Raw genomic sequence first — 20,742 nt, forward strand, 5'->3', positions numbered from 1 at the left:
GTAGTATCGTGACGCCGGCACCCGCCGGCGTCACCTGACCAAAGCGCCAATATGAAATGTCCGTTCTGCCAGCATGAAGAAACCCAGGTTCTCGATACGCGTGTATCCGAGGAAGGGGACTCCATACGCCGGCGCCGGCGCTGCGGTAAATGTGATAAACGGTTTACCACGTATGAGCGCATCGAACTGGTGATGCCGTATGTGGTCAAGAAGAACGGCAGCCGTACCGAGTATGCCTCGGCCAAGCTGCGCGGCAGCCTGGAGCTGGCCCTGCGCAAGCGTCCGGTCGCGGCCCCGGCGGTCGATGCCGCCATTGTCTCGATTGAGGAAAAGCTGCTGACCAGCGGCAAGCGCGAAGTGGAAACCGGCTACATCGGCGAGCTGGTGATGCAGGAGCTGAAGCGCCTCGACAACGTGGCGTATATCCGCTTTGCCTCCGTCTATAAAAACTTCGAAGACCTGGCCGAGTTCCAGAACGCGATTGCCGAAGTCGGCAAGAAAAGCTAGCGCACTGCTGGCGTACATTTGATCCATCTCATACTCCCTGCTGTCGCCGCTGCTAATTTCTAAGGCAGTCTCCTCGAATTGCGGAGGTGTGCCATGCGCGCACGCGGCTATACCCTGCTGGAAATTCTGATTGCGGTGCTGGTGCTTGCCCTCGGCATCATCGGCGGCGTAGCCTTGCAACTGGGCGCCTTGCGCGCGCGGCATCAGTCCGTGTTGCTGTCGCAGGCGACGCAGCTGGCGGCCACGCTGGCGGAACGCATGCATGCCAATCCCGCGCAGGCTGCCACCTACCTCACACTGGATTACGATGCGCTGGCGGAACCGTTGCCGTCCGCGCCGTCATCGCTGTGCCATGGCGGTGCTTGCGATGCCGCGCAGCTGGCGTTTGCTGATCTGTATGACGTCAAGCTGCTGGCAAAGCAGAACCTGCCCGGCGGCCGCGTGTTGATCTGCCGCGACGCCGGCTTGTGGAGTGGCGGCACGCTGCGCTGGGATTGTGTCGGCGGCGCCGGCGCTCCGCTGGTGGTGAAGGTTGGCTGGCGCGGCAAGCGTCCGGACGGCACGCCGTGGCTCGATGCTGATGGAAGGCACCCGCCCGGCGTCGCCATCGCGGTGGGAGCGCCGCCATGAACGCGATGCAAAGTCATGGCTGGGGCGTGGTCGAGTTCCTGATCGCCATTGCGCTAGGCCTGTTGCTCACCTTGCTGGCCAGCGGCTTGCTGGTGGCATCGGGTGGTAACTATCGCAATCACAGCGACAACCTGTGGCTCGCCGATGGCGGCCGCTACGCCATCGCGGTCATGGCGCAGGCCATACGGCAGGGCGCTTACGTGAACTGGGATAGCGACGCCGCACCCTCGGCGCCGGAATCGGTGTCCGTCGAGGGACTGGATGCGGCCAGCATCAGTCGCGGCAAGGACGGCATCAGCGAGCCCTTGCCTGCGGTGGCCCATGGCAGCGACGTGCTGGCCCTGCGCTTTGCCGGCGCCGATGATAGCGCCAGCCTCAATTGCGGCGGCTTTGCCGTGCCTGCCGGCACGCGCGGCTGGAGCATCTTTTACGTGGCCGTCGATGCAGATGGTGAGCCGGAATTGCGCTGCAAGTATCGCGGCACCGCCGGCTGGGGCGCCGATGCGGTGGTGCGCGGCGTGGAATCGTTCCAGGTGCTGTACGGCGTTGATCTCGATACGCCGCTGGATGGCGTGCCCAATACTTATCTGAACGCGACCGCGGTGGCCGCTGCCGCCGCATGGAAGCGCGTGTGTAGCGTCAAGCTGGCACTGTTGCTGCGCGGCGCCATCAACACGCGCGCGGATACGGTGGCCGGGCAGTTTGACCTGTTCGGCCCGGCATATGCTGCCGCACATCCGGACGATGCCGGTGTGCGCGTCGATGAAGGGCGGCTGCCGCCGGCCGAGCGTTTTCGCGCGCGCCGGCTGTTCAGCATGACCGTGGCGTTGCGCAACCGGGATGGGTGAATCATGGAGCGGCAGCGGGGAATCGCTTTGCTGGTCAGCCTGATCCTGCTGATCATGGTGATGCTGTTGGGCGTTTCTGCCGCGCAGCTGGCTTTGCAGGGCGAGAAAGGGGCGCGTGGCGAGCGCGACCGGGACGTTGCGCTGGTAACGGCGGAGGACGGCTTGATGGATGCGGAACGCGATATTCAAAACAGCAGCGATCCGGCGCGGCGCGCGGCGTTTGAGAAAGGTGAGGCATTTGCCGAAAAATGCGGCGCCGGCGGCGTGGGCTTGCGCTTGCGGGCCGCGTCCGGCAAGGCGCCGGTGTGGCAGGTGGTTGATCTCTCCGGCGCTGGGGATGGCGAGGCGTGCACAGCGACGCACGGCGCTTACACTGCCGCTGCCATGCGGACCGGCGAGGGAGCGTTGCCGTTCAAGAAGCCGCGCTATCTGGTTGAGCGCATGGAATGCCATCAGCCAGGCGACGATGCTTCCGCCAGCGCCACGCCGCGCTATTGCTACCGGGTGACGGCCATCGGCTTCGGCGCCAGGCCGGAAACCGAGGTGGTCTTGCAGAGTGTGTTCAGCAAGCCGGAGGAACCATGAACAGCGTCCTTGTATTGATGCTGTTGATCTGCCTTCAGGCTGGCGCTGCTTCGGCTGAACTGGTGATCGACAGCTTGCCGGTTGCCGCTGCGTGCAAAACCGGGCAGGCACACGGCCCTTTGCTGTTGCCGCGTTCTCCGGTGGCGGGCGAGGCGGATCTTTACCAGGCCGCTGCCGACATCAGCGACTGGGGCGGCCATTTCTCGCGCTATCTGCTGGCAGCAGGCGCTGGCGGCGGTGCCACGCTGGCATGGGATGCCGGCATCATCCTGACCGGCACGTCCAGCACGCCTCCTGCACCGGCGCCGGCGCTACGGCAGATCTACACCGCCATCGTCCAGCCGGATGGCGCGCTGGCGATGGTGCCGTTTGCCTGGGCATCGCTGTCCACCGCGCAGCAGGCCATGCTGAACCTGGAGGATGGCGCCGGCGAGCAGCGCCTGGCCTATCTGCGTGGCGACCGTACGCTGGAAGGCGCACCATTCCGCCGGCGCGGCAGCATCCTGGGTGACGCCATACACAGCACGCCAGTCTACGTCGCGCCAGAGGGCAAGCGCGCGGCGGTTTTTCTCGGCGCCAATGACGGCATGCTGCACACCTTTGACGCCATCAGCGGCGTCGAACTATTCGCCTATGTGCCTGATGCGCTGATCGAGAACCTGCACCACCTGACGAATCCAGCCTATTTGCACCGTGCCTATGTCGATGGCCAGGCCAGCATCGGTGGCGAGAAGAAAAACGTGCTGGTCTCCGCTATGGGCGGCGGCGCTAAAGGCGTGTTTGCGCTGGACGTCAGCGATCCCGCGCGCTTCGCTGGGGGCGGCGGTGCGTTGTGGGAATTCACCGATCGCCATGATGCGATGATGGGGAATGTCATCACGCTGCCGCAAGTTGCCAGGGTGCGCGTGCGCAAGGACGTGGACCGCGATTTTGCGATTGTCACCAGCGGCCTCAACGCCAGCGATGGCGCGCTGTTTCTGCTGGCGCTTGACAAGCCACGTAGCGAAGGCTGGCAGCGCAACATCAACTATTACCGCATCAAGACCCGGCCGGATGCGTTGAGCGCACCTGCCTTGATCAATAGCAGCGACGGCGTGCTGCGCTATGCCTACGCTGGCGACCTGGACGGCCGGCTATGGCGCTTCGATTTTCGCGACGGCGCACCATCGTCGGCCGACCAGCTTTTCACTGCGCGTGACGCCAGCGGCAATCCTCAGCCGATCACGGAACAGCCTTTGCTGGCCCACGCTCCCGGTGGCGGCTATATGGTGCTGTTCGGCACTGGGCAGTTGATCGAAGCGGCGGACCGCAGCAGCAGGACGCAGCAGTCGTATTACGCCATCATCGACAATCTGCTGGACACCATCAGCGGCCGCCATCAGCTGACGCAGCGTTTCCTCGATGGCGCCGACTTGCCGCTGGCGCCAGGCAGCAAGGGCTGGTTTATCGACTTCACCCAGCCGTCGGAGCGTAGCACCCATGCGGGCGTGCTGGCCGATGGCGCCGTGCTGTTCAACACCGTGTTGCCGGGCGCCGATATGTGCAGCACGACACGCAGCCGCAGTTACGTATTGAATGTGCTGACCGGGCTGCCGGACGATGGCCTGGTCACCGCGCGCCTGCCGAGCGGCGAAGCGATTGTGGGCACCATGCTGCCCAATTATGCGCCCGTGCCATTGCTGCTGCCGCAATCCGTGGTGTTCAGCACGCGCGATGCGCTGGGAAGAATTCGGCAGGAGAAGGAGTATGCGCTGGTTCAAGTATTTGGGAGCGGCGAGGTCGCGCGCACCGGCAGCCTGAAGGCAACGCGCCGTGTCGGCCGTCTTAGCTGGCGTGAAATCGTCAACTGGCGCGAATTGCACGAGGCCGCCAAATGAAACGCGCCGGATTCAGCCTGGTGGAACTGGCCGTGGTGCTGGTGATCGTGGCGGTGCTGGCTTCGCAAGCCATGCCGGCCTATCAGCAACATGTGATACGCACGCGCCGCAATGAAGGTCAGTCGGCGCTGCTCAAGCTGATGATGCAGCAGGAGCGTTTTCATACGCAGCACAACACCTACATCGCTTTCTCCGCCACAGCCACCGAGCCTGAGGCGCGCCATTTCCAATGGTGGAGCGGCGCCAATCCAGGCGTCAGCGCGTACGAAATGGAGGGCAAGGCCTGCGACGGCGAACCGATCGCACAATGCATTCAGATCGTCGCCACGCCGGGCACGATGCTGGTGGACCGCCGCTTTCGCGACGAAGACTGCCGCATTCTGAAACTCACCAGTACCGGCCTGCGCCTTGCCACCGGACCCGCCTCGGGATGCTGGCCATGAACCGACAAGGCGCCGGCCTCACGCTGATTGAGTTGCTGATTGTGCTGACCTTGGCGATGATATTGCTTGGCGCCGCCGCGCCGGCCTTTCAGCACGCATTGCAACGCATGCGCCTGCAGACGGCTACCAATGACCTGCTGGCTGCCATCGATCTGACGCGTACCCAGGCCATCGCACGCGGCGGTAAAGTCCTGATGGCGCCGCTGGAGCCGGCGGGCATCGACTGGCAAAGCGGCTGGGCTGTGTTCATCGACCGCAACGGCAACCGCCGGCCGGATGCGGACGAGCCGCTGCTGTATCGCCATGATCCGCTGCGTGCGGACATCCGCATTACCTCGAAATTCACCTCCGGCAACGCGCCCACCTATGTCGCCTACAACGCCGCCGGGCGCACATGCAGCGCCGCCAGCAGCCTGACAGCCCGCTGGGGCACGCTGTCGCTCAAGCAGGGCGACAACGCCCGCAACATCATCATCAACATGCTGGGACGCGTGCGCGTCTGCGATCCGGCCGCCGAGCGAACCGCCTGCGCCGGCACCTCTGATTGAACTAGCCTTTATAATGTTGCGAAATCAATTTGGCAGGAATACCGTGGACATCAGGAACGATCTGGAAGGCATGACGCTGGCGCTGGAATGGGCGGCCAAGGGGCTGTACACCACCGCGCCGAATCCGCATATCGGCTGCGTGATCGTGCGTGACGGCGTCGTCATCGGCGCTGGCGTGACGCAGCAGGCCGGCAGCGACCATGCCGAGATCCAGGCGCTGAAGGATGCGCAGGCGCGCGGCCACGATGTGCGCGGCGCCACCGCCTACGTGACGCTGGAGCCCTGCAATCACCACGGCCGCACGCCGCCGTGTTCGGACGCGCTGGTACGCGCCGGCCTGGGCCGGGTGGTGGCGGCGATGGAAGATCCGAATCCGCTGGTGGCCGGGCAGGGCATGGCCAAGCTGGCCGCGCATGGCATCGCCACCAGTGTCGGCTTGCTGGCCGGGCAAGCTTATGAATTGAATATAGGATTTTTCTCGCGCATGACACGCGGCCTGCCGTGGGTGCGCATGAAAACCGCCGCTAGCCTGGATGGCATGACGGCGCTGCACAATGGCGTCAGTCAGTGGATTACCGGGCCGGAGGCGCGCGCCGATGGCCATCACTGGCGCGCGCGGGCGTGCGCCATCCTGACCGGCATCGGCACCGTCAAGGCCGATGATCCGCAACTGAACGTGCGCGCGGTAGAGACGCCGCGCCAGCCGCGCCGGATCGTGGTCGACAGCAGGCTTGATATTGACCTGTCCGCCAAGATATTGACGGGAGGCGGCACCTGGATTGCGGCGGCGGTGCGCAACCACGAGAAGGAAGCGGCGCTGGCCGATGCCGGCCACGAGGTCATCATGCTGTCGAATGTGTCCGGCAAGGTCGACTTGCCTGAATTGATGCGCGAACTGGGCCGTCGCCAGATCAACGAGCTGCACGTTGAAGCCGGCGGCAAGCTGAATGGTTCGCTGATACGCGAGGGCTGTGTCGATGAGCTGCTGCTCTATCTGGCGCCCACGCTGCTTGGCGATGCACAGGGCATGTTCGCGCTGCCGGCACTGACCGACCTGACCGGCAGGCAGTCTTTGAAATTTCACGAGGTTAAGCAGATCGGCGAAGATTTGCGTATCCTGGCCCGATTCACTCATTAGGAAGAATTATGTTTACTGGTATCGTCGCCGCTGTCGGCAAAATTGAATCGGTGAAGCCGCTTGAAGGCGGCTCGTTCGCAGGCGTGCGCCTGGACATCAATGCCGGCGGCCTGCCGCTGGCAGACGTGGCGCTGGGTGATTCCATTGCCATCAACGGCGCCTGCATGACGGTGGTGGAAAAGGATGCCACCAATTTCCGCGTCGACGTGTCGCGCGAAAGCCTGAACAAGACCGTCGGCCTCGACACGCTGACCGAAGTGAATCTGGAAAAAGCCTTGACGCTGAACGAGCGCCTCGGCGGCCACCTGGTATCTGGCCACGTCGATGGCCTGGGCGTGGTGCGCAAGTTCGAGCCGATCGGTGAGTCGTGGGAGCTGGTGGTGGAAGCCCCATATGAGCTGGCCAAGTTCCTGGCCTACAAGGGCTCGATCGTGGTCAATGGCGTGTCGCTGACCGTCAACCGCATCAGCGATATCGGCGAAGGCAAGGATCTGGTGTGCCAGTTCTCGATCAACCTGATCCCGCACACCATCGCCATGACCACGCTGAAGCACCTGGCGGTGGGCGTGCAGGTCAATCTCGAAATCGACCTGATCGCCCGCTACGTCGAACGCATGGTGTCGATCTCGCGCTAAGCCGCATCGCGCGCGGCTTGCTGTGCGCGCGCATAGCTTTCCATCACCGCCGCATAATTTGGCGCGACCAGGCCGTACAGCTGGGCCAGGCCGGCGGCTTCCGGCCGCGCCCAGGTGCGGTGCAGTTCCGATAGCAGGGCATTGGTGCTGGTTGGCTTGACGCCGCCCTGCACGAAGCGGGCGAGGGAGACGCGCGAGGCCATCTCGCTTGGATCGCCGGAGGCATCGATGACGGCATACACATCGTAGCCGGCCGCGACTGCGTCGAGTGCGGGGAACATCACGCAAACGCTGGTCCAGACGCCTGCCATCACCAGCGTTTTGCGGCCGCTTGAGCGCACCTGGGCGACGAAGTCTTCATTGTCCCAGGCGTTGACTTCGCCCTTGCGTGGCACGTAGACGGCGTGTGGTGCATATTCGTGGATTTCCGGCATCAACGGTCCATTGCTGCCGGCTGGCTCGGAGGCGGTGGTAATCACTGGAATTTTCAGCAGACTGCACAGCCTGGCAATCATCTCGACGTTGCGGCGCAGGTCGGCGACTGGAATATCCTTGACCGTCTGGAACAGCCCGGACTGGTGATCAAGCAGCAGCACTACGGTATCGGCCGGGTCCAGCAGCCGCGCGCCGCCACCGGTGGACAGCACACTGGTTTTCGTTGGGGAAGTCATCGTTAATTCTCCAGGGTTGTTATGTGCCAACCAGATTGCCTGAATTCTTTGCGCCGTGCGGCGGTGTCGCGACGATGCCTCCGCAAGCGCCCCCTGATCAGGGGGATTGCAGGCTTGCCAGGAGGGAGAGGGCGGCAAATCAGGGCGACGACAGGCTGCGCAGATAGGCAATCAGCGCCTCGCGCTCGGCCTTGCTGCGTACGCGGTAGTCCATGTTCTGGCCGGGGATGAATTTTTCCGGATCGGTCAGCCAGCGGTCGAGCGATGCAGCATCCCACTGCACGCCGGACTTGCGTAGCGCGCGCGAGTAATCGTAGTCCTTGATGCTGCCGGCCTGGCGGCCGAATACGCCACGGTGGCGCGGGCCGGTTTCGTCGGTGTCGAGCGCGTGGCATTCCGTGCAGCGCTTTTGCCAGATGCGCTGCCCCTGGGCGATCTGCCGGCTATCCTGCGCCTGCGCTATGCCTGCCGCTAACAGGAAGGCCAGGCTGGCCGCTGCTGCATGAGTGAACATGGTATCCCCGAAGCTGAGAATATTTGCAAGATTACCATGCGGCAGCTTTAGAATCTGCCTTTTGAGCGATAAAAGCGCCGTTTTGCGGTAGAGAAGGCGTAAATCCTTTAAAATAGCGGGTTAATGAAATACGCTTGCTCTGTCTTGAAGGATTAAAAATGTCAATTTCCAGCACCGAAGAAATCGTCGCCGAATTGCGCGCTGGCCGCATGGTGATCCTGGTCGATGAAGAAGACCGGGAAAACGAAGGTGACCTGGTGCTCGCGGCGGACTTCGTCACGCCGGAAGCCATCAACTTTATGGTCAAGTATGCGCGCGGCCTGGTGTGCCTGACGCTGACCGAAGAACGCTGCGACCAGCTCGAACTGTCGATGATGTCGGCCAAAAATGGTACGGCCTACGGCACCAATTTCACCGTGTCGATCGAAGCCGCCGAGGGCGTCACCACCGGCATTTCGGCCGCCGACCGCGCCAAGACCATTCAGGTGGCCGTCACCAAGGATGCCAAGCCGTCGGACATCGTCCAGCCGGGCCACATCTTCCCGCTGAAAGCGCAAAAAGGCGGCGTGCTGATGCGCGCCGGCCATACCGAAGCCGGTTGCGACCTGACCGCCATGGCCGGCCTGACGCCAGCCTCGGTGATCTGCGAGATCATGAAGGACGACGGCACCATGGCGCGCCTGCCGGATCTGCTGGAATTCGCCAAGGAACACAATCTGAAGATCGGCACCATTGCCGACCTGATCCACTACCGCAGCCGCAACGAGTCGCTGGTGGAAAAAGCCGGCGAGCGCACGCTGAAGACCGCCCATGGCGACTTCCGCATGATCGCCTACCGCGACAAGCCTAGCGGCTCGGCCCACCTGGCGCTGGTGCATGGCGATATCCAGAAGGGCAAGGAAACGCTGGTGCGCGTGCACCAGCCGGTATCGATCCTGGACGTGCTGGAATCGGAAGCCACCACCCACTCGTGGAATCTGTCGTCGTCGATGGCTGCCATCAAGGCAGCCGATAGCGGCGTGATCGTGCTGCTGAACTGCGAAGAGACTGCCGAGCAGTTCTTCAACCAGTTCGAGGCGCTGTGCAATCCGGTCGACGCCAAACCGAAAGGTCGCGCGGCCAGCATGGACCTGCGCAGCTACGGTATCGGCGCGCAGATCCTGCGCGAAGTCGGCGTCTGCAAGATGCAGCTGCTGGCCAGCCCGCGCAAGATGCCGTCGATGACTGGCTTCAATCTGGAAGTGACCGGCTACGTCGCCAAACCTAACTAATCAACCAACATATATAAGAGGCCATCATGACCGTAGGAAGCTACGAAACCAATCTGAACGGCGAAGACCTGCGCATTGGCGTGGTACAAGCCCGTTTTAACGAAGACATCTGCCACGGCCTGCTGTCGGCCTGCCTGGCCGAACTGAAGCATCTGGGCGTGGCGGACGAGGACATCCTGCACGTGACCGTGCCGGGCGCGCTGGAAGTGCCGCTGGTGCTGCAGAAGATGGCGGAGTCGCAGCAGTTCGACGCGCTGATCGCGCTGGGCGCGGTGATTCGCGGCGAGACTTACCACTTCGAACTGGTGTCGAACGAATCGGGCGCGGGCATCACCCGCATCGGCCTGGACTTCGGCATTCCGATCGCCAACGCCATCCTGACCACCGAGAACGACGAGCAGGCGGAAGTGCGCATGGCCGTCAAAGGCGCCGACGCCGCGCGCGTGGCCGTTGAGATGGCCAATCTGACCATCGCCCTGGAAGAGCTGAACCAGGATCAGGGCGACGACGAATAAACACACGAAGGTAAGAATATGAACGACAAGACTACGCACGCCAACCCCAGCAAGAACCGCACGCCGCGTCACCGCGCGCGCGAGTTCGCGCTGCAGGGCTTGTACCAGTGGCTGCTGAATAATGAATCCGCGTCGACGGTGGTTAACCACATCCGTGGCGCGCACGGTTTCGACAAGGCCGACGCCGAGCACTTCACCGTGCTGCTGAATGGTGCGATCGGTTCGTCGGTGGAGCTGCGCGCGACTTTTGCGCCGCTGGTCGACCGCGGCATTAACGAGCTGTCGCCGATCGAGCACGCGGTGCTGCTGATTGGCGCTTACGAGCTGAAGAACAATCTGGAGATTCCTTACCGCGTCGTGATCAACGAGGCGGTGGAGCTGACCAAGTCGTTCGGCGGTATCGATGGTCACAAGTACGTCAACGGCGTGCTGGACAAGCTGGCCGCCCAGCTGCGTCCGGAAGAGGTTGCTGCCGACAAGAAGCGTTGATCGCTGCCGGTATCGTTAAAAGCCACCCACGGTAGCGTGCGGTGGCTTTTTTTATTTGTGGGTTGACCTTGCCATCGTTTGTTGCACAGAATTGCTTTTTCAGTAATCTGGAGTGGCATCATCGAACTGCATAGCCCAAGCAGGCGGCGGCGTGGATGGCTGGTGGTGATCGCCGGTGCGCACGTTTTGGCGTTCCTGGCCTGGAAGCCGCCTGAACGGCCACCGGCGGCGCCGCAGGCCAGGCCGCATGCGCCGATTACCTACATCCTGGCGTCTTTGAAGCGGCCTGAACCGGCGGTGTCAGCGGCTGAGCGGCCAGTGACGCGCACGCGTGTCGCGGCGGCTCCCGCGCCGGCTGCCGCCGCTGCTGCTACCGCACCGCAGGCGATCACGATGCCGTCTGCGCCAGCTGCCGTGCCTGCCTCCGAGCCGGCGGCGGTGGCGGAGGCGGTGCCAACGTTGCCGTCCGATCCGTTTGCCTTGCCGGTAAAGCCGCAGGACGATCTGAAGCAGCGCGCCATCAAGGGCGCCGCAGCGGCTGACAAGGCGGCGTTGAAGGAATCATTCACGCAGCGCGACCGCAAGCTGGTCAACGATGACACCGCGCTGGGCACCGCCATCGCCAAGGCTTACCGTGGTGGTGGCACGCGCCAGGTGGAGATGGTGGCGGCGGACGGCAGCCGCATCACCAAATTCATCCTGCCGGGCGGGGCGGAAGTCTGCTATCGCGCCGCCTCGAATAATTTCAGCGGTGGCCGCGATCCGTTCCGTGACAGTGGCAAAATCGTCGCCAGTTCCTGCCCATAAAAATCGTCAGCGCGTTTGCACTACCTCAATACGCGCTGACGACGCGCGGCCGTAGACTGGATGGATGCCAAACACCATCCTCGCCGCCCGTTACGACCTGCCTTGGAAAGCTGCGCTGACGCATGCTTTAGGCGACTTCATGGCCTTCTTTTTTCCCGACCTCAGTCCCGAGATCGACTGGAAAAAACGGCCGCGCTTTCGCGACAAGGAGTTGGCAGGTATTGGCTTTGGCGCGGCTACAAATAGTATGGTTGCAGATAAGCTGGTCGAGGTATGTCTGCTCGATGGCAGCGTGCAATGGGTGCTGATCCATATTGAAGTGCAGGCGCAGCGTGACACGTTCCTGGCGCGCCGCATGCTTGACTACAACTACCGCATTTTCAAACAGTATGAGCAACCGGTGGCCAGTCTTGTGTTGCTTGCGGATGAAGACCCCAAGTGGCGTCCGGGTGAATTCCATAACCGGGTGCTAGGAACAGTGATGGGAATCTTGTTTGCCAACGCAAAGTTACTGGATCACGCCAATCGTACTGAAGAGCTAGAGGCTTCGCATAACCCTTTCGCTTGGGTCACTCTCGCTCACCTGCGCACGCAGCAGGCCCGTCACGATCCAGATCAACTCTATGCCGCCAAGTGGCAGCTCACAAGGCTATTGTTCCAACATGGCTGGCATAAGCGGCGCATAATCGTATTGTTCAATGTGATTAACTGGATGGTGGTCTTGCCGGAGCCGCTACAGGAACGTTACTGGAAGGCCGTTATCAGGCTGGAGAAGGAGCAGAAAATGGAATTGATTGATCCATGGGAGCAGAGGTTTCTCGATAAAGGACTGAAAAAAGGACTGCAACAAGGGCTGGAGCAAGGGCGTCGGGAGGGGCGGAGAGAGGGAGCTTTAGCGTTATTGGAGCGTCAGCTTTCGCGGCGGTTTGGGCCGATACCAAAAACTGTGCGAAACAAGCTGGCCAAGGCAAGTCTGGCGCAATTGGCTAGTTGGAGTGATGTGGTGCCGGAGGCGGCAACGCTGAAAGAAGTGTTCAAATAAAAAAAGCCGCCTGACCAAGGCGGCTTTCTTGCGGAGCAGGGGACCGATCAGAGACCGGCGATTTGCGTGCCGCTGACCGATTTCTCGGCATCAGCAGTGGAAGCGACTGGCGCTGCTGGTTTAGGCTGGGCAGCGGCCATCACCGGAGTAATGGTCGGCACTTTCTTGCCAGCCGAAACCTGCTTCAAGCGGTTGTACTCAGCCAGTACGCGAACACCGTAGCCATCATCGTGAGCGAAGGCGGCTGCGCCGACATAGCTCTTCAGGCCAGCTTCCACCGAGCCACCACGGGTCACATAATCCTTCAGGATCAGCGAACCGACGCGGATGTTGGCGACCGGGTTCAGCGCAGCTTGCAGGCCGCCCATTTCCTGGAACTTCTCATGGTGCACCTTGGACATGACTTGCATCAGGCCTTGCGCGCCCATCGGGCTTTCGGCGAACGGATTCAGGCCCGACTCAATTGCCATCACCGCCAGAATCAGCAGCGGATCAAGCTTGATTTCGCGTGCGGTCAGATAAGCGGTCGATACCAGCATGTTGGTGGCATCGCCAGCAACACGGTAACGCTTGGACAGCCAGCTGGTCACCCATTTCTGCTGTTTTTCGGAACCGAGCAGGGCCTTGTCCTCAGCCGACAGGGAGTCAGTGCTGACGGTCGCGGCGGGGGCGGCTGGCGCCTCCATCAGCGCCGACAGCGGTGGCGCCGTGACGGTTGGGATTTCTGCTTCCGGCGTGCGGTTCAGGCTGTCGCTGAGGGCTTTGGCCAGATCCGGACGGACAAACAGTACTGCCATTACTACTAAAGCGGTCACACCCACAATGGTCAGGGTGTGCTGGGCGGTGGTCAACACACCCTTTGCCGAAATGCGGGTCGTGGACAACCACGCTGGCTGGCGAGCCATGAGACGGGCAAGCGAAGTTGCGCCGGTGAAGCTATTAATCATAAAGTTCCCCTGAAATGTCCGTAAAAGCGAGTCCCCGCCAGCGTCAGACGCAGCTAAACCGGGTGGTGCTCATGCCGTGCATCAGAAATATTCGTTCGTCGCCGCTGTAGGAAGCGTGCGATGGAACGCCATCATTGCTTGCTTGTTGCTGATCTCTCCAGGTGGAGTCAACCAGAATGCAATACAACTACTTTCGGGGAGGAAGGCAAGACGCCTTTTGAAAACACTCCTTAAAATGTCATGTGGAGCCCCGACTCCGTGAATGAATGAGCGACAACTTTGTGTAGTCCGCATGAGGTCCTGAGACCTGTCCTCTTCAAGTAGGGTGGATTGTATGAGGCGTTTTATATCAAGTCAATACTAACGACAATCGTCTTTATAACTTTTAAATCTAGAATTTGGCCATGTGTGCGGTGGAAAACCAATAAAATCAACCACTTGACCTGTATTTTTAAACAGTACGCTTTAATGTAAGAAAATATTAAAAACCGATGAAATATTCCGATCTGCGAGATTTTATTTCTCAACTGCAAGGAATGGGTGAACTTAAACCCATTTTGACACCTGTTTCGCCGCATTTAGAGATGACCGAGGTGTGTGACCGCACCTTGCGCGCCGCCGGCCCGGCGCTGCTGTTCCAGAATCCGACCGGCCACAGCATGCCGGTGCTGGCCAATCTGTTTGGCACGCCGCGCCGCGTGGCGCTGGGCATGGGCGCCAGCGACGTCAGCGAATTGCGCAAGATCGGCCATGTGCTGTCGCGCCTGAAGGAGCCGGAGCCGCCCAAGGACTTCAAGGACCTGATGGGCCTGGGCTCGCTGGTGAAAGCCGTGTGGGATATGGCACCCAAGGAACTGCGTGGCGCGCCATGCCAGGAAATCGTCTGGGAAGGCAATGATGTCGATTTGTCGAAATTGCCGATTCAGCACTGCTGGCCGGGCGATGTCGCACCATTGATTACCTGGGGCCTGGTGATTACCAAGGGCCCTAATAAGAAGCGGCAGAATCTGGGCATCTACCGCCAGCAGGTGCTGGGGCCGAACAAGGTCATCATGCGCTGGCTGGCGCATCGCGGCGGCGCACTGGATTTCCGCGAGCACGCCATACAGAGCAAGGGCAAGCCCTATCCGATATGCGTCGCACTGGGCGCCGATCCCGCTACTATATTAGGTGCGGTGACGCCGGTGCCGGATTCGCTGTCCGAATACCAGTTCGCCGGCCTGCTGCGCGGCAGTCGCACCGAACTGGTCAAGGCCATCGGCAGCGAGCTGCGTGTGCCGGCGTCGGCCGAGATTGTGCTGGAAGGCCATATCTATCCTGATGAGAACCACCCGTCCGGCTACGAGCATGCGCTGGAAGGTCCGTATGGCGACCACACTGGTTACTATAATGAGCAGGACTGGTTCCCGGTATTCACCATCGACCGCATCACCATGCGCCGCGATCCGATCTATCACTCTACTTATACAGGCAAGCCGCCGGACGAGCCGGCCGTGCTGGGTCTGGCGCTGAACGAGGTGTTCGTGCCGCTGCTGCAAAAGCAGTTCAGCGAAATCACCGACTTCCACCTTCCGGCCGAGGGTTGCAGCTATCGCATGGCGGTGGTTCAGATCAAGAAGCAGTACGCCGGCCACGCCAAGCGCGTGATGTTCGGCGTATGGAGCTTCCTGCGCCAGTTCATGTATACCAAGTTCATCGTGGTGGTGGACGAGGACGTCAACATCCGCGACTGGAACGAGGTCATCTGGGCGATCACCACCCGCGTCGATCCGACCCGCGACACCACGCTGGTTGACAACACGCCGATCGATTACCTCGACTTTGCCTCGCCGGTCAGCGGCCTCGGCAGCAAGATGGGCATCGACGCCACCAATAAATGGCCGGGCGAAACCACGCGCGAGTGGGGCACGGTGATCACCATGTCGCCCGAGGTGAAAACACGTGTCGACCAGATTTGGCAGGAACTGGGACTGTAAGGTATAATGCAATCTGGCGGGCCCCTGCGCATTGTGGCATGGTCAACCTGGTCAGGTCGGGAACGAAGCAGCCACAGCCGTTCACCATAAGTGCCGCAGATCAGGCTCGCCTCCTTATTCTAGAAAAGCCATGCGTGCTGAGACGCTCAATCGTCTCACTGCCGCATGGCTTTTTTCATTTCTACTCAATCCCAGCCCGACTTGTTACAATGGCCGCTTTGGCACCCCGCTATACGGTAAAATTCCAGCATGTCCTATCAAGTCCTCGCCCGTAAATACCGCCCGAAGAACTTCGAAACGCTCGTCGGTCAGGAGCACGTGGTTCGCGCGCTGACGCATGCCTTGCATAGCGGCCGGCTGCACCATGCTTACCTGTTCACCGGCACGCGTGGCGTTGGCAAGACCACCCTGTCGCGGATTCTGGCCAAGTCGCTCAACTGCGTCGGTCCGGATGGCAATGGCGGGATTACCGCGACGCCATGCGGCGTCTGCGAGGCGTGTACCGCCATCGATAGCGGCCGATTTGTCGACTACATCGAGATGGATGCTGCGTCCAATCGTGGCGTGGACGAAATGGCGCAGCTGCTGGAGCAGGCGGTATACGCACCGAGCAATGCGCGCTTCAAGGTCTATATGATCGATGAGGTGCACATGCTGACCAACCACGCCTTCAACGCGATGTTGAAGACGCTGGAGGAACCGCCGGAGCACGTCAAATTCATCTTGGCCACCACTGATCCGCAAAAGATTCCTGTGACGGTGCTGTCGCGCTGCCTGCAGTTCAATCTGAAGCAGATGCCGCCTGGTCATATCATCGGCCACCTGGAGAATATTCTGGGGCAGGAGGGGATTACCTTTGAACATCCGGCGCTGCGTTTGCTGGCGACTGGTGCACATGGCTCGATGCGCGATGCGTTGTCGCTGACCGATCAGGCGATTGCCTACGCCGCAGGTGCTGTCACGCTGGACGCGGTGCAGGGCATGCTGGGTGCGCTGGACCAGTCTTATCTGATCCGCCTACTGGATGCGCTGGCGGCGCAGGATGGCGCCGATCTGCTGGCCGTGGCCGATGAGATGGCGTCGCGCAGCCTGTCTTACAACGGCGCTTTGCAGGATCTGGGCACCTTGCTGCACCGGATTGCGCTGGCGCAGACGGTGCCGGCGGCCTTGCCGGAAGATTTGCCGGAGTATGCGGATATCGTGCGTCTGGCCGGGCTGTTCGATGCGGAAGAAGTGCAGCTGTATTATCAGATCGTTGTGCATGGCCGCAACGAACTGGGTCTGGCGCCGGACGAGTATGCCGGTTTCTCGATGACGCTTTTACGGATGCTGGCCTTTCGTCCCGGCGTAGGCGGGGCGGAGGGGCAACCAGCAGCAGCGCCAGTGGTGTCGCGTCAGGCGGCGATGGCTTCAGCCCGCGCCGCAGCCGGCGCGACGCCGGCGCGTGCGGCCGCCAATGTACAAGCGAACCACGCCAGCGTGGTGCCGCCGTCGGTGATCGCCGGCGCCGCCGCGATGGCGCGCAATGAAGGCGCACCAGCAGCGCAGCCATCGCCTGTCGTCGCTGCGCGGCCGGCACCGCCGGCCCCAACGCCAGCCGCAGCCGCTCCTGCCGCCGCTGCGCCGAGCGCAACAGCAGCCCAAGCATCAGCAGCGGCCCAAGCATCAGCAGCGGCTCAAGCACCGGCGCCAGCTACGCCAGCACCGGTCGCGGCCCCGGCATCCGCCGCACCGATTAGTACCGCCCGCGCAGCGATCAACGCCGCGCTGGAAGCTGCACGCGCTGCCTCCCGTCCGGGCGGCGCGCGTCCGGCTGGCGGCAGCCCGGCACCATCCGCTGCACCGGCACCAAGCGTGGCCACCGCGCCAACTGCGCCAGTACCGGGCGTGGCTGCCAACGCCGCACCAGCATCCGGCGTGTCTGCTCCAGCAGCATCGCAGCCTTCCGTCGCGCCACAAGCGCCTGTCGCTGCATACACACCGCCTGCCGTCCCGGCTGCGTCCACGCCAAGTGCGCAGATGGCTGCCGCACCTGCACGTCCGGCACCGTGGGAAGACATGCCGTCAGACGCAGACGGCGGCGCCGCTGTTCTGGAAGCCCCGGCACGCGTCGCGCCGCCACAGGCCGCACCGCAACAGGTCGCGCCTGCGCCGCAAGCCAAACCACAGCAAGCCGCTGCGGAAGACGATCTGCCGCCATGGGTAACTGAATTCTCGGACGACAGCGCCATTGCCGCGCCATCGTCGCACCCGTATGCGCCGACGCCATCGCCACAGCAGGCCAGCCAGCCCGACGATCCGCATGCGATCGCCATGCCAGCCCGTGCCGCGCCGTCGCCCGCCAAAGCGCCGTATGAATACGCCATCACGCCAGTGCCGGAACTGAACTGGGATGGCAACTGGCCAGCTGTCGCCGCCGCGCTGCCGCTGCGCGGCACGGCCCAGCAACTGGCGATGCAAGCCGAGATGGTCCGCTGCGGCATCGAAGGCAACGCCGCCGTCTTCACGCTGCGGGTGCCGATCGAAACCTGGCGCACGCCCGGCAACATCGAGAAACTGACTACCGCGCTGGCCGAGCGCTTCGGCCGCCCGGTGCGCGTTGACAGCGAACTGGGCGCCGTCTGGTACACCGCCAGCGCCGAGGCGCAAGCCTACCGCGCCGCCTGCCAGCGCGCGGCTGAAGAGACCATCGCCAACGATCCTTTCGTGAACAGCATGATCCGTGAACTGGACGCGTGGGTGGTCCCAAGCTCCATCGTGCCGCCGCAATTTGGCGCGGCAGCGGCTGCCTGATCGCATTTTTAACCTATAACACGGAGAATTCCACCATGATGAAGAACCAACTCGCCGGCCTGATGAAGCAAGCCCAGGCAATGCAAGACAACATGAAGAAAGCCCAGGAATCGCTGGCGCTGATCGAGGTCGAAGGCCAGTCCGGCGCCGGCCTGGTCAAGGTCGTCATGACCTGCAAGAACGACGTCAAGCGCGTGCAGATCGATCCATCGCTGCTGGCCGACGACAAAGACATGCTGGAAGACCTGGTGGCCGCAGCTTTCAACGACGCCGTGCGCAAGGCCGAAGCCACCGCCGCCGAAAAAATGGGCGGCCTGACCTCCGGCATGAACCTGCCAGCCGGCTTCAAGATGCCTTTCTAAGCAAGGAACCATGTCCAAGTCGCTGGAATTCCTGACGGAGGCACTGCGCCGGCTGCCCGGCGTCGGTCCGAAGTCGGCGCAGCGCATGGCGTTCCACCTGCTGCAGCATGACCGCGAAGGCGCGGACATGCTGTCGCGCGCGTTGCATCAGGCGGTCAGCGCCGTCCACCACTGCGCGCTGTGCAATACCTTCACCGAAGAAGATGTCTGCGACATGTGCAGCGACGAACAGCGCGACCGCCGCCTGCTGTGCGTGGTCGAGACGCCTGCCGATCAGCTGATGATCGAACAGACGCTGACCTACAAGGGCCTGTACTTCGTGCTGATGGGCCGGCTGTCGCCGCTGGACGGCATCGGCCCGAAAGATATTCATCTGGAAAAACTGGTGGCGCGCGCCGCCGATGGCCTGGTCACCGAAGTGGTGCTGGCCACCAATTTCACCAACGAGGGCGAGGCCACTGCGCACTACATCAGCGAGATGTTGAAGGCGCGCGGCTTGCGCGTCAGCCGTCTGGCGCGTGGTGTGCCGGTCGGCGGTGAACTCGAATACGTCGATGCGGGCACCATTGCCCGCGCCATGCTGGATCGAAGGGCAACATGACAGCCAACAACACTCCCGGCCCGCTGGCCGGCATCAAGGTACTGGAACTGGGCACGCTGATCGCGGGCCCTTTTTGTGCGCGCATGCTGGCGGAGTTCGGCGCGGAAGTGATCAAGGTCGAATCGCCTGATGGCGGCGATCCGATCCGCAAATGGCGGGTGCTGAAGGATGGCACGTCGCTGTGGTGGTCGGTGCAGTCGCGCAACAAGAAATCGCTGACGCTGAACATGAAGCATGCGCAGGGTCGCGAGATCGCCCGCAAGCTGGCGCTGGAAGCCGACATCATCATCGAGAACTACCGCCCCGGTGTGCTGGAGAAATGGGAGCTCGGTTACGAACAACTGAAGGCGCTTGATCCGTCGACCATCATGGTGCGCCTGTCCGGCTTTGGCCAGACCGGTCCGATGAAGGATTTGCCCGGCTTCGGCGCCATCGGCGAGTCAATGGGCGGCTTGCGCTATGTCTCCGGCCATGCCGACCGGCCGCCGGTGCGCGTGGGCGTGTCGATCGGCGATTCGGTGGCGGCGCTGCACGGCGTCATCGGCGCCATGATGGCGCTGCGGCACCGTGACGCCACCGGCGGCAAGCTGAAAGGCGAGGGCCAGATGGTCGACGTGGCGCTGTACGAATCCGTCTTCAACCTGATGGAATCGCTGGTGCCGGAGTTCGATCACGCCGGCGTGGTGCGTGAACGTACCGGTGGCTCGCTGCCCGGCATCGTGCCGTCCAACACCTACACCACCAAGGATGGCGAGAACATCGTCATCGCCGGTAATGGCGACGCGATCTTCAAGCGCCTGGTGCTGGCGATGGGACGCATCGACCTGGCCGGTAATGCCGAACTGGAGCGCAACGACGGCCGTGTCAAGCACACGCAGATGATCGACGACGCCATCCAGGCCTGGTGCGACACGCAGACCATCGACAGCGCGCTGGAGGTGCTGAAAGCGGCTGACGTCCCGGCCGGCAAGATCTACTCGGTGCGCGACATGATGAGCGATCCGCAATTCCTCGCCCGCGACATGTTCGAGCAGCACCAGTTCGCCGATGGTACGCCGGTCAAACTGCCAGCCATCTCGCCCAAACTGTCGGCCACGCCCGGCCACACCAAATGGCTGGGCCCAACACTGGGCCAGCACAACGACGAAGTCCTGCAATCCCTCGGCTACAGCGCCGCCGCCATCGCCGCCATGAAGCAGGATGGCGTGCTGTAAGCGATGGATAGGTTAATCCGGGACTGCAGAAAGCTTTTGTTTGCGCTTGATCGCAACCACAATCAGTGCTGCTAGCTTATTTGCAAATTCAACGATGTCGGGTGGTGCGGTCGATTTTTTGACGAGGTCGAGTTCTTCGGCCAATTTCGGCAACTGCGACGGCACTAGATCAACTTCTTCAAAATAATCTTCAAAGCGCAACAGTTGCATCAGCTTATTTTGTTCAGCAAGGTCAATCAGCACCTCGTGTTGAACCCATTCCAACGAAACGATGTCGGCAGAAGTTTCATCTTCGGATAGAACTGCGAAATCGAGTGCCATGATCTCTC

Annotated in this window: 23 protein-coding genes and 1 other RNA gene; 20 read left to right on the top strand and 4 right to left on the bottom strand. The window is 62.2% G+C overall.

Annotated elements, in window-relative coordinates; translation table 11 throughout:
* Positions 1-51 precede the first annotated feature (51 nt).
* The 9 genes from nrdR to BLS51_RS26910 all read left to right on the top strand — a co-directional run bounded on the left by nrdR (position 52) and on the right by BLS51_RS26910 (position 7,211).
* Positions 52-507, top strand: a complete 456-nt coding sequence (nrdR, locus tag BLS51_RS26870; RefSeq protein ID WP_090191732.1) for a transcriptional regulator NrdR — start codon at positions 52-54, stop codon at positions 505-507.
* 93 nt (positions 508-600) lie between these two features.
* Positions 601-1,137, top strand: coding sequence for a type IV pilus modification protein PilV (gene pilV / locus BLS51_RS26875; RefSeq protein ID WP_090191730.1), 537 nt, complete (start codon positions 601-603; stop codon positions 1,135-1,137).
* Complete coding sequence (locus BLS51_RS26880) at positions 1,134-1,985, top strand: PilW family protein (protein WP_090191727.1); 852 nt, start codon at positions 1,134-1,136, stop codon at positions 1,983-1,985. The genes pilV and BLS51_RS26880 overlap by 4 nt, the downstream gene beginning before the upstream one ends.
* Positions 1,986-1,988: 3 nt before the next feature.
* On the top strand, positions 1,989-2,570 hold the full coding sequence (locus BLS51_RS26885) for a pilus assembly PilX family protein (RefSeq protein ID WP_090191724.1): 582 nt from the start codon (positions 1,989-1,991) through the stop codon (positions 2,568-2,570).
* Positions 2,567-4,447 carry a pilus assembly protein gene (locus BLS51_RS26890; protein ID WP_229207765.1) on the top strand — a complete coding sequence of 627 codons (1,881 nt, stop codon included), beginning with the start codon at positions 2,567-2,569 and terminating at the stop codon, positions 4,445-4,447. The genes BLS51_RS26885 and BLS51_RS26890 overlap by 4 nt, the downstream gene beginning before the upstream one ends.
* A complete protein-coding gene (locus tag BLS51_RS26895; RefSeq protein WP_090191723.1) occupies positions 4,444-4,890 on the top strand; it encodes a type IV pilin protein in 447 nt (148 codons plus the stop codon). The genes BLS51_RS26890 and BLS51_RS26895 overlap by 4 nt, the downstream gene beginning before the upstream one ends.
* Positions 4,887-5,438, top strand: coding sequence for a GspH/FimT family pseudopilin (locus BLS51_RS26900; protein WP_090191943.1), 552 nt, complete (start codon positions 4,887-4,889; stop codon positions 5,436-5,438). Before BLS51_RS26895 ends, BLS51_RS26900 begins: the two co-directional genes overlap by 4 nt.
* A gap of 70 nt (positions 5,439-5,508) precedes the next feature.
* A complete protein-coding gene (gene ribD, locus BLS51_RS26905; RefSeq protein WP_090191941.1) occupies positions 5,509-6,576 on the top strand; it encodes a bifunctional diaminohydroxyphosphoribosylaminopyrimidine deaminase/5-amino-6-(5-phosphoribosylamino)uracil reductase RibD in 1,068 nt (355 codons plus the stop codon).
* Positions 6,577-6,584: 8 nt separating this feature from the next.
* Positions 6,585-7,211, top strand: a complete 627-nt coding sequence (locus BLS51_RS26910; RefSeq protein ID WP_090191722.1) for a riboflavin synthase — start codon at positions 6,585-6,587, stop codon at positions 7,209-7,211.
* Here the strand turns inward: BLS51_RS26910 and BLS51_RS26915 are convergent.
* Positions 7,208-7,882 (bottom strand): isochorismatase family protein, encoded by a 675-nt coding sequence (locus BLS51_RS26915; protein WP_090191721.1) that lies wholly within the window; start codon positions 7,880-7,882, stop codon positions 7,208-7,210. The genes BLS51_RS26910 and BLS51_RS26915 overlap by 4 nt on opposite strands.
* A 139-nt stretch (positions 7,883-8,021) precedes the next feature.
* Positions 8,022-8,396 (bottom strand): c-type cytochrome, encoded by a 375-nt coding sequence (locus tag BLS51_RS26920; RefSeq protein WP_090191720.1) that lies wholly within the window; start codon positions 8,394-8,396, stop codon positions 8,022-8,024.
* A gap of 158 nt (positions 8,397-8,554) precedes the next feature.
* Here BLS51_RS26920 and ribBA point away from each other — a divergent pair, with 158 nt between their 5' ends.
* From ribBA to BLS51_RS26945, 5 genes are all read left to right on the top strand, one after another.
* Entirely contained in the window at positions 8,555-9,667 is a 1,113-nt protein-coding gene (gene ribBA / locus BLS51_RS26925; RefSeq protein ID WP_090191719.1) for a bifunctional 3,4-dihydroxy-2-butanone-4-phosphate synthase/GTP cyclohydrolase II, read from the top strand.
* A gap of 26 nt (positions 9,668-9,693) precedes the next feature.
* Positions 9,694-10,182 carry a 6,7-dimethyl-8-ribityllumazine synthase gene (ribH, locus tag BLS51_RS26930; protein WP_090191718.1) on the top strand — a complete coding sequence of 163 codons (489 nt, stop codon included), beginning with the start codon at positions 9,694-9,696 and terminating at the stop codon, positions 10,180-10,182.
* 18 nt (positions 10,183-10,200) lie between these two features.
* Positions 10,201-10,671, top strand: coding sequence for a transcription antitermination factor NusB (nusB, locus tag BLS51_RS26935; RefSeq protein ID WP_090191717.1), 471 nt, complete (start codon positions 10,201-10,203; stop codon positions 10,669-10,671).
* A gap of 162 nt (positions 10,672-10,833) precedes the next feature.
* Complete coding sequence (locus BLS51_RS26940) at positions 10,834-11,478, top strand: hypothetical protein (protein ID WP_090191715.1); 645 nt, start codon at positions 10,834-10,836, stop codon at positions 11,476-11,478.
* 64 nt (positions 11,479-11,542) lie between these two features.
* On the top strand, positions 11,543-12,520 hold the full coding sequence (locus BLS51_RS26945; RefSeq protein WP_090191713.1) for a DUF4351 domain-containing protein: 978 nt from the start codon (positions 11,543-11,545) through the stop codon (positions 12,518-12,520).
* Between the two features lie 47 nt (positions 12,521-12,567).
* Here the strand turns inward: BLS51_RS26945 and BLS51_RS26950 are convergent, their stop codons facing one another.
* Positions 12,568-13,467, bottom strand: coding sequence for a lytic transglycosylase domain-containing protein (locus BLS51_RS26950; protein WP_090191711.1), 900 nt, complete (start codon positions 13,465-13,467; stop codon positions 12,568-12,570).
* Between the two features lie 491 nt (positions 13,468-13,958).
* Between BLS51_RS26950 and ubiD the strand changes: the two genes are divergently transcribed.
* The 6 genes from ubiD (at position 13,959) to BLS51_RS26980 (ending at position 20,413) form a co-directional block, all read left to right on the top strand.
* A complete protein-coding gene (gene ubiD, locus BLS51_RS26955; RefSeq protein ID WP_090191709.1) occupies positions 13,959-15,443 on the top strand; it encodes a 4-hydroxy-3-polyprenylbenzoate decarboxylase in 1,485 nt (494 codons plus the stop codon).
* Between the two features lie 15 nt (positions 15,444-15,458).
* An RNA gene (ffs, locus tag BLS51_RS26960) (signal recognition particle sRNA small type) lies at positions 15,459-15,557 on the top strand.
* Positions 15,558-15,692: 135 nt separating this feature from the next.
* Positions 15,693-18,236, top strand: coding sequence for a DNA polymerase III subunit gamma/tau (gene dnaX / locus BLS51_RS26965; protein ID WP_090191706.1), 2,544 nt, complete (start codon positions 15,693-15,695; stop codon positions 18,234-18,236).
* Positions 18,237-18,271: 35 nt separating this feature from the next.
* Complete coding sequence (locus BLS51_RS26970; RefSeq protein WP_090191704.1) at positions 18,272-18,598, top strand: YbaB/EbfC family nucleoid-associated protein; 327 nt, start codon at positions 18,272-18,274, stop codon at positions 18,596-18,598.
* Positions 18,599-18,608: 10 nt separating this feature from the next.
* A complete protein-coding gene (gene recR, locus BLS51_RS26975; protein ID WP_090191702.1) occupies positions 18,609-19,199 on the top strand; it encodes a recombination mediator RecR in 591 nt (196 codons plus the stop codon).
* Positions 19,196-20,413: a CaiB/BaiF CoA transferase family protein gene (locus BLS51_RS26980; RefSeq protein WP_090191699.1), complete on the top strand. Its 1,218-nt coding sequence runs from the start codon at positions 19,196-19,198 to the stop codon at positions 20,411-20,413. Before recR ends, BLS51_RS26980 begins: the two co-directional genes overlap by 4 nt.
* Positions 20,414-20,425: 12 nt before the next feature.
* Here BLS51_RS26980 and BLS51_RS26985 read toward each other — a convergent pair whose 3' ends face one another.
* Entirely contained in the window at positions 20,426-20,734 is a 309-nt protein-coding gene (locus BLS51_RS26985) for a hypothetical protein (protein WP_090191697.1), read from the bottom strand.
* Positions 20,735-20,742: the final 8 nt, after the last annotated feature.

It is taken from the genome of Duganella sp. OV510 (genome assembly GCF_900100205.1).
Taxonomy (GTDB): Bacteria; Pseudomonadota; Gammaproteobacteria; order Burkholderiales; family Burkholderiaceae_D; genus Rugamonas.

Bases quoted from the DNA above. Each gene is read 5' to 3' on its own strand.
- BLS51_RS26915 (WP_090191721.1), bottom strand. From the start codon at position 7,882: ATGACTTCCCCAACGAAAACCAGTGTGCTGTCCACCGGTGGCGGCGCG.
- BLS51_RS26900 (WP_090191943.1), top strand. From the start codon at position 4,887: ATGAACCGACAAGGCGCCGGCCTCACGCTGATTGAGTTGCTGATTGTG.
- dnaX (WP_090191706.1), top strand. From the start codon at position 15,693: ATGTCCTATCAAGTCCTCGCCCGTAAATACCGCCCGAAGAACTTCGAA.
- BLS51_RS26950 (WP_090191711.1), bottom strand. From the start codon at position 13,467: ATGATTAATAGCTTCACCGGCGCAACTTCGCTTGCCCGTCTCATGGCT.
- ribD (WP_090191941.1), top strand. From the start codon at position 5,509: ATGACGCTGGCGCTGGAATGGGCGGCCAAGGGGCTGTACACCACCGCG.
- BLS51_RS26910 (WP_090191722.1), top strand. From the start codon at position 6,585: ATGTTTACTGGTATCGTCGCCGCTGTCGGCAAAATTGAATCGGTGAAG.
- BLS51_RS26885 (WP_090191724.1), top strand. From the start codon at position 1,989: ATGGAGCGGCAGCGGGGAATCGCTTTGCTGGTCAGCCTGATCCTGCTG.
- BLS51_RS26920 (WP_090191720.1), bottom strand. From the start codon at position 8,396: ATGTTCACTCATGCAGCAGCGGCCAGCCTGGCCTTCCTGTTAGCGGCA.
- pilV (WP_090191730.1), top strand. From the start codon at position 601: ATGCGCGCACGCGGCTATACCCTGCTGGAAATTCTGATTGCGGTGCTG.
- BLS51_RS26945 (WP_090191713.1), top strand. From the start codon at position 11,543: ATGCCAAACACCATCCTCGCCGCCCGTTACGACCTGCCTTGGAAAGCT.
- BLS51_RS26980 (WP_090191699.1), top strand. From the start codon at position 19,196: ATGACAGCCAACAACACTCCCGGCCCGCTGGCCGGCATCAAGGTACTG.
- BLS51_RS26880 (WP_090191727.1), top strand. From the start codon at position 1,134: ATGAACGCGATGCAAAGTCATGGCTGGGGCGTGGTCGAGTTCCTGATC.
- ubiD (WP_090191709.1), top strand. From the start codon at position 13,959: ATGAAATATTCCGATCTGCGAGATTTTATTTCTCAACTGCAAGGAATG.
- recR (WP_090191702.1), top strand. From the start codon at position 18,609: ATGTCCAAGTCGCTGGAATTCCTGACGGAGGCACTGCGCCGGCTGCCC.
- ribBA (WP_090191719.1), top strand. From the start codon at position 8,555: ATGTCAATTTCCAGCACCGAAGAAATCGTCGCCGAATTGCGCGCTGGC.
- BLS51_RS26895 (WP_090191723.1), top strand. From the start codon at position 4,444: ATGAAACGCGCCGGATTCAGCCTGGTGGAACTGGCCGTGGTGCTGGTG.
- BLS51_RS26985 (WP_090191697.1), bottom strand. From the start codon at position 20,734: ATGGCACTCGATTTCGCAGTTCTATCCGAAGATGAAACTTCTGCCGAC.
- ribH (WP_090191718.1), top strand. From the start codon at position 9,694: ATGACCGTAGGAAGCTACGAAACCAATCTGAACGGCGAAGACCTGCGC.
- nrdR (WP_090191732.1), top strand. From the start codon at position 52: ATGAAATGTCCGTTCTGCCAGCATGAAGAAACCCAGGTTCTCGATACG.
- BLS51_RS26890 (WP_229207765.1), top strand. From the start codon at position 2,567: ATGAACAGCGTCCTTGTATTGATGCTGTTGATCTGCCTTCAGGCTGGC.
- BLS51_RS26970 (WP_090191704.1), top strand. From the start codon at position 18,272: ATGATGAAGAACCAACTCGCCGGCCTGATGAAGCAAGCCCAGGCAATG.
- nusB (WP_090191717.1), top strand. From the start codon at position 10,201: ATGAACGACAAGACTACGCACGCCAACCCCAGCAAGAACCGCACGCCG.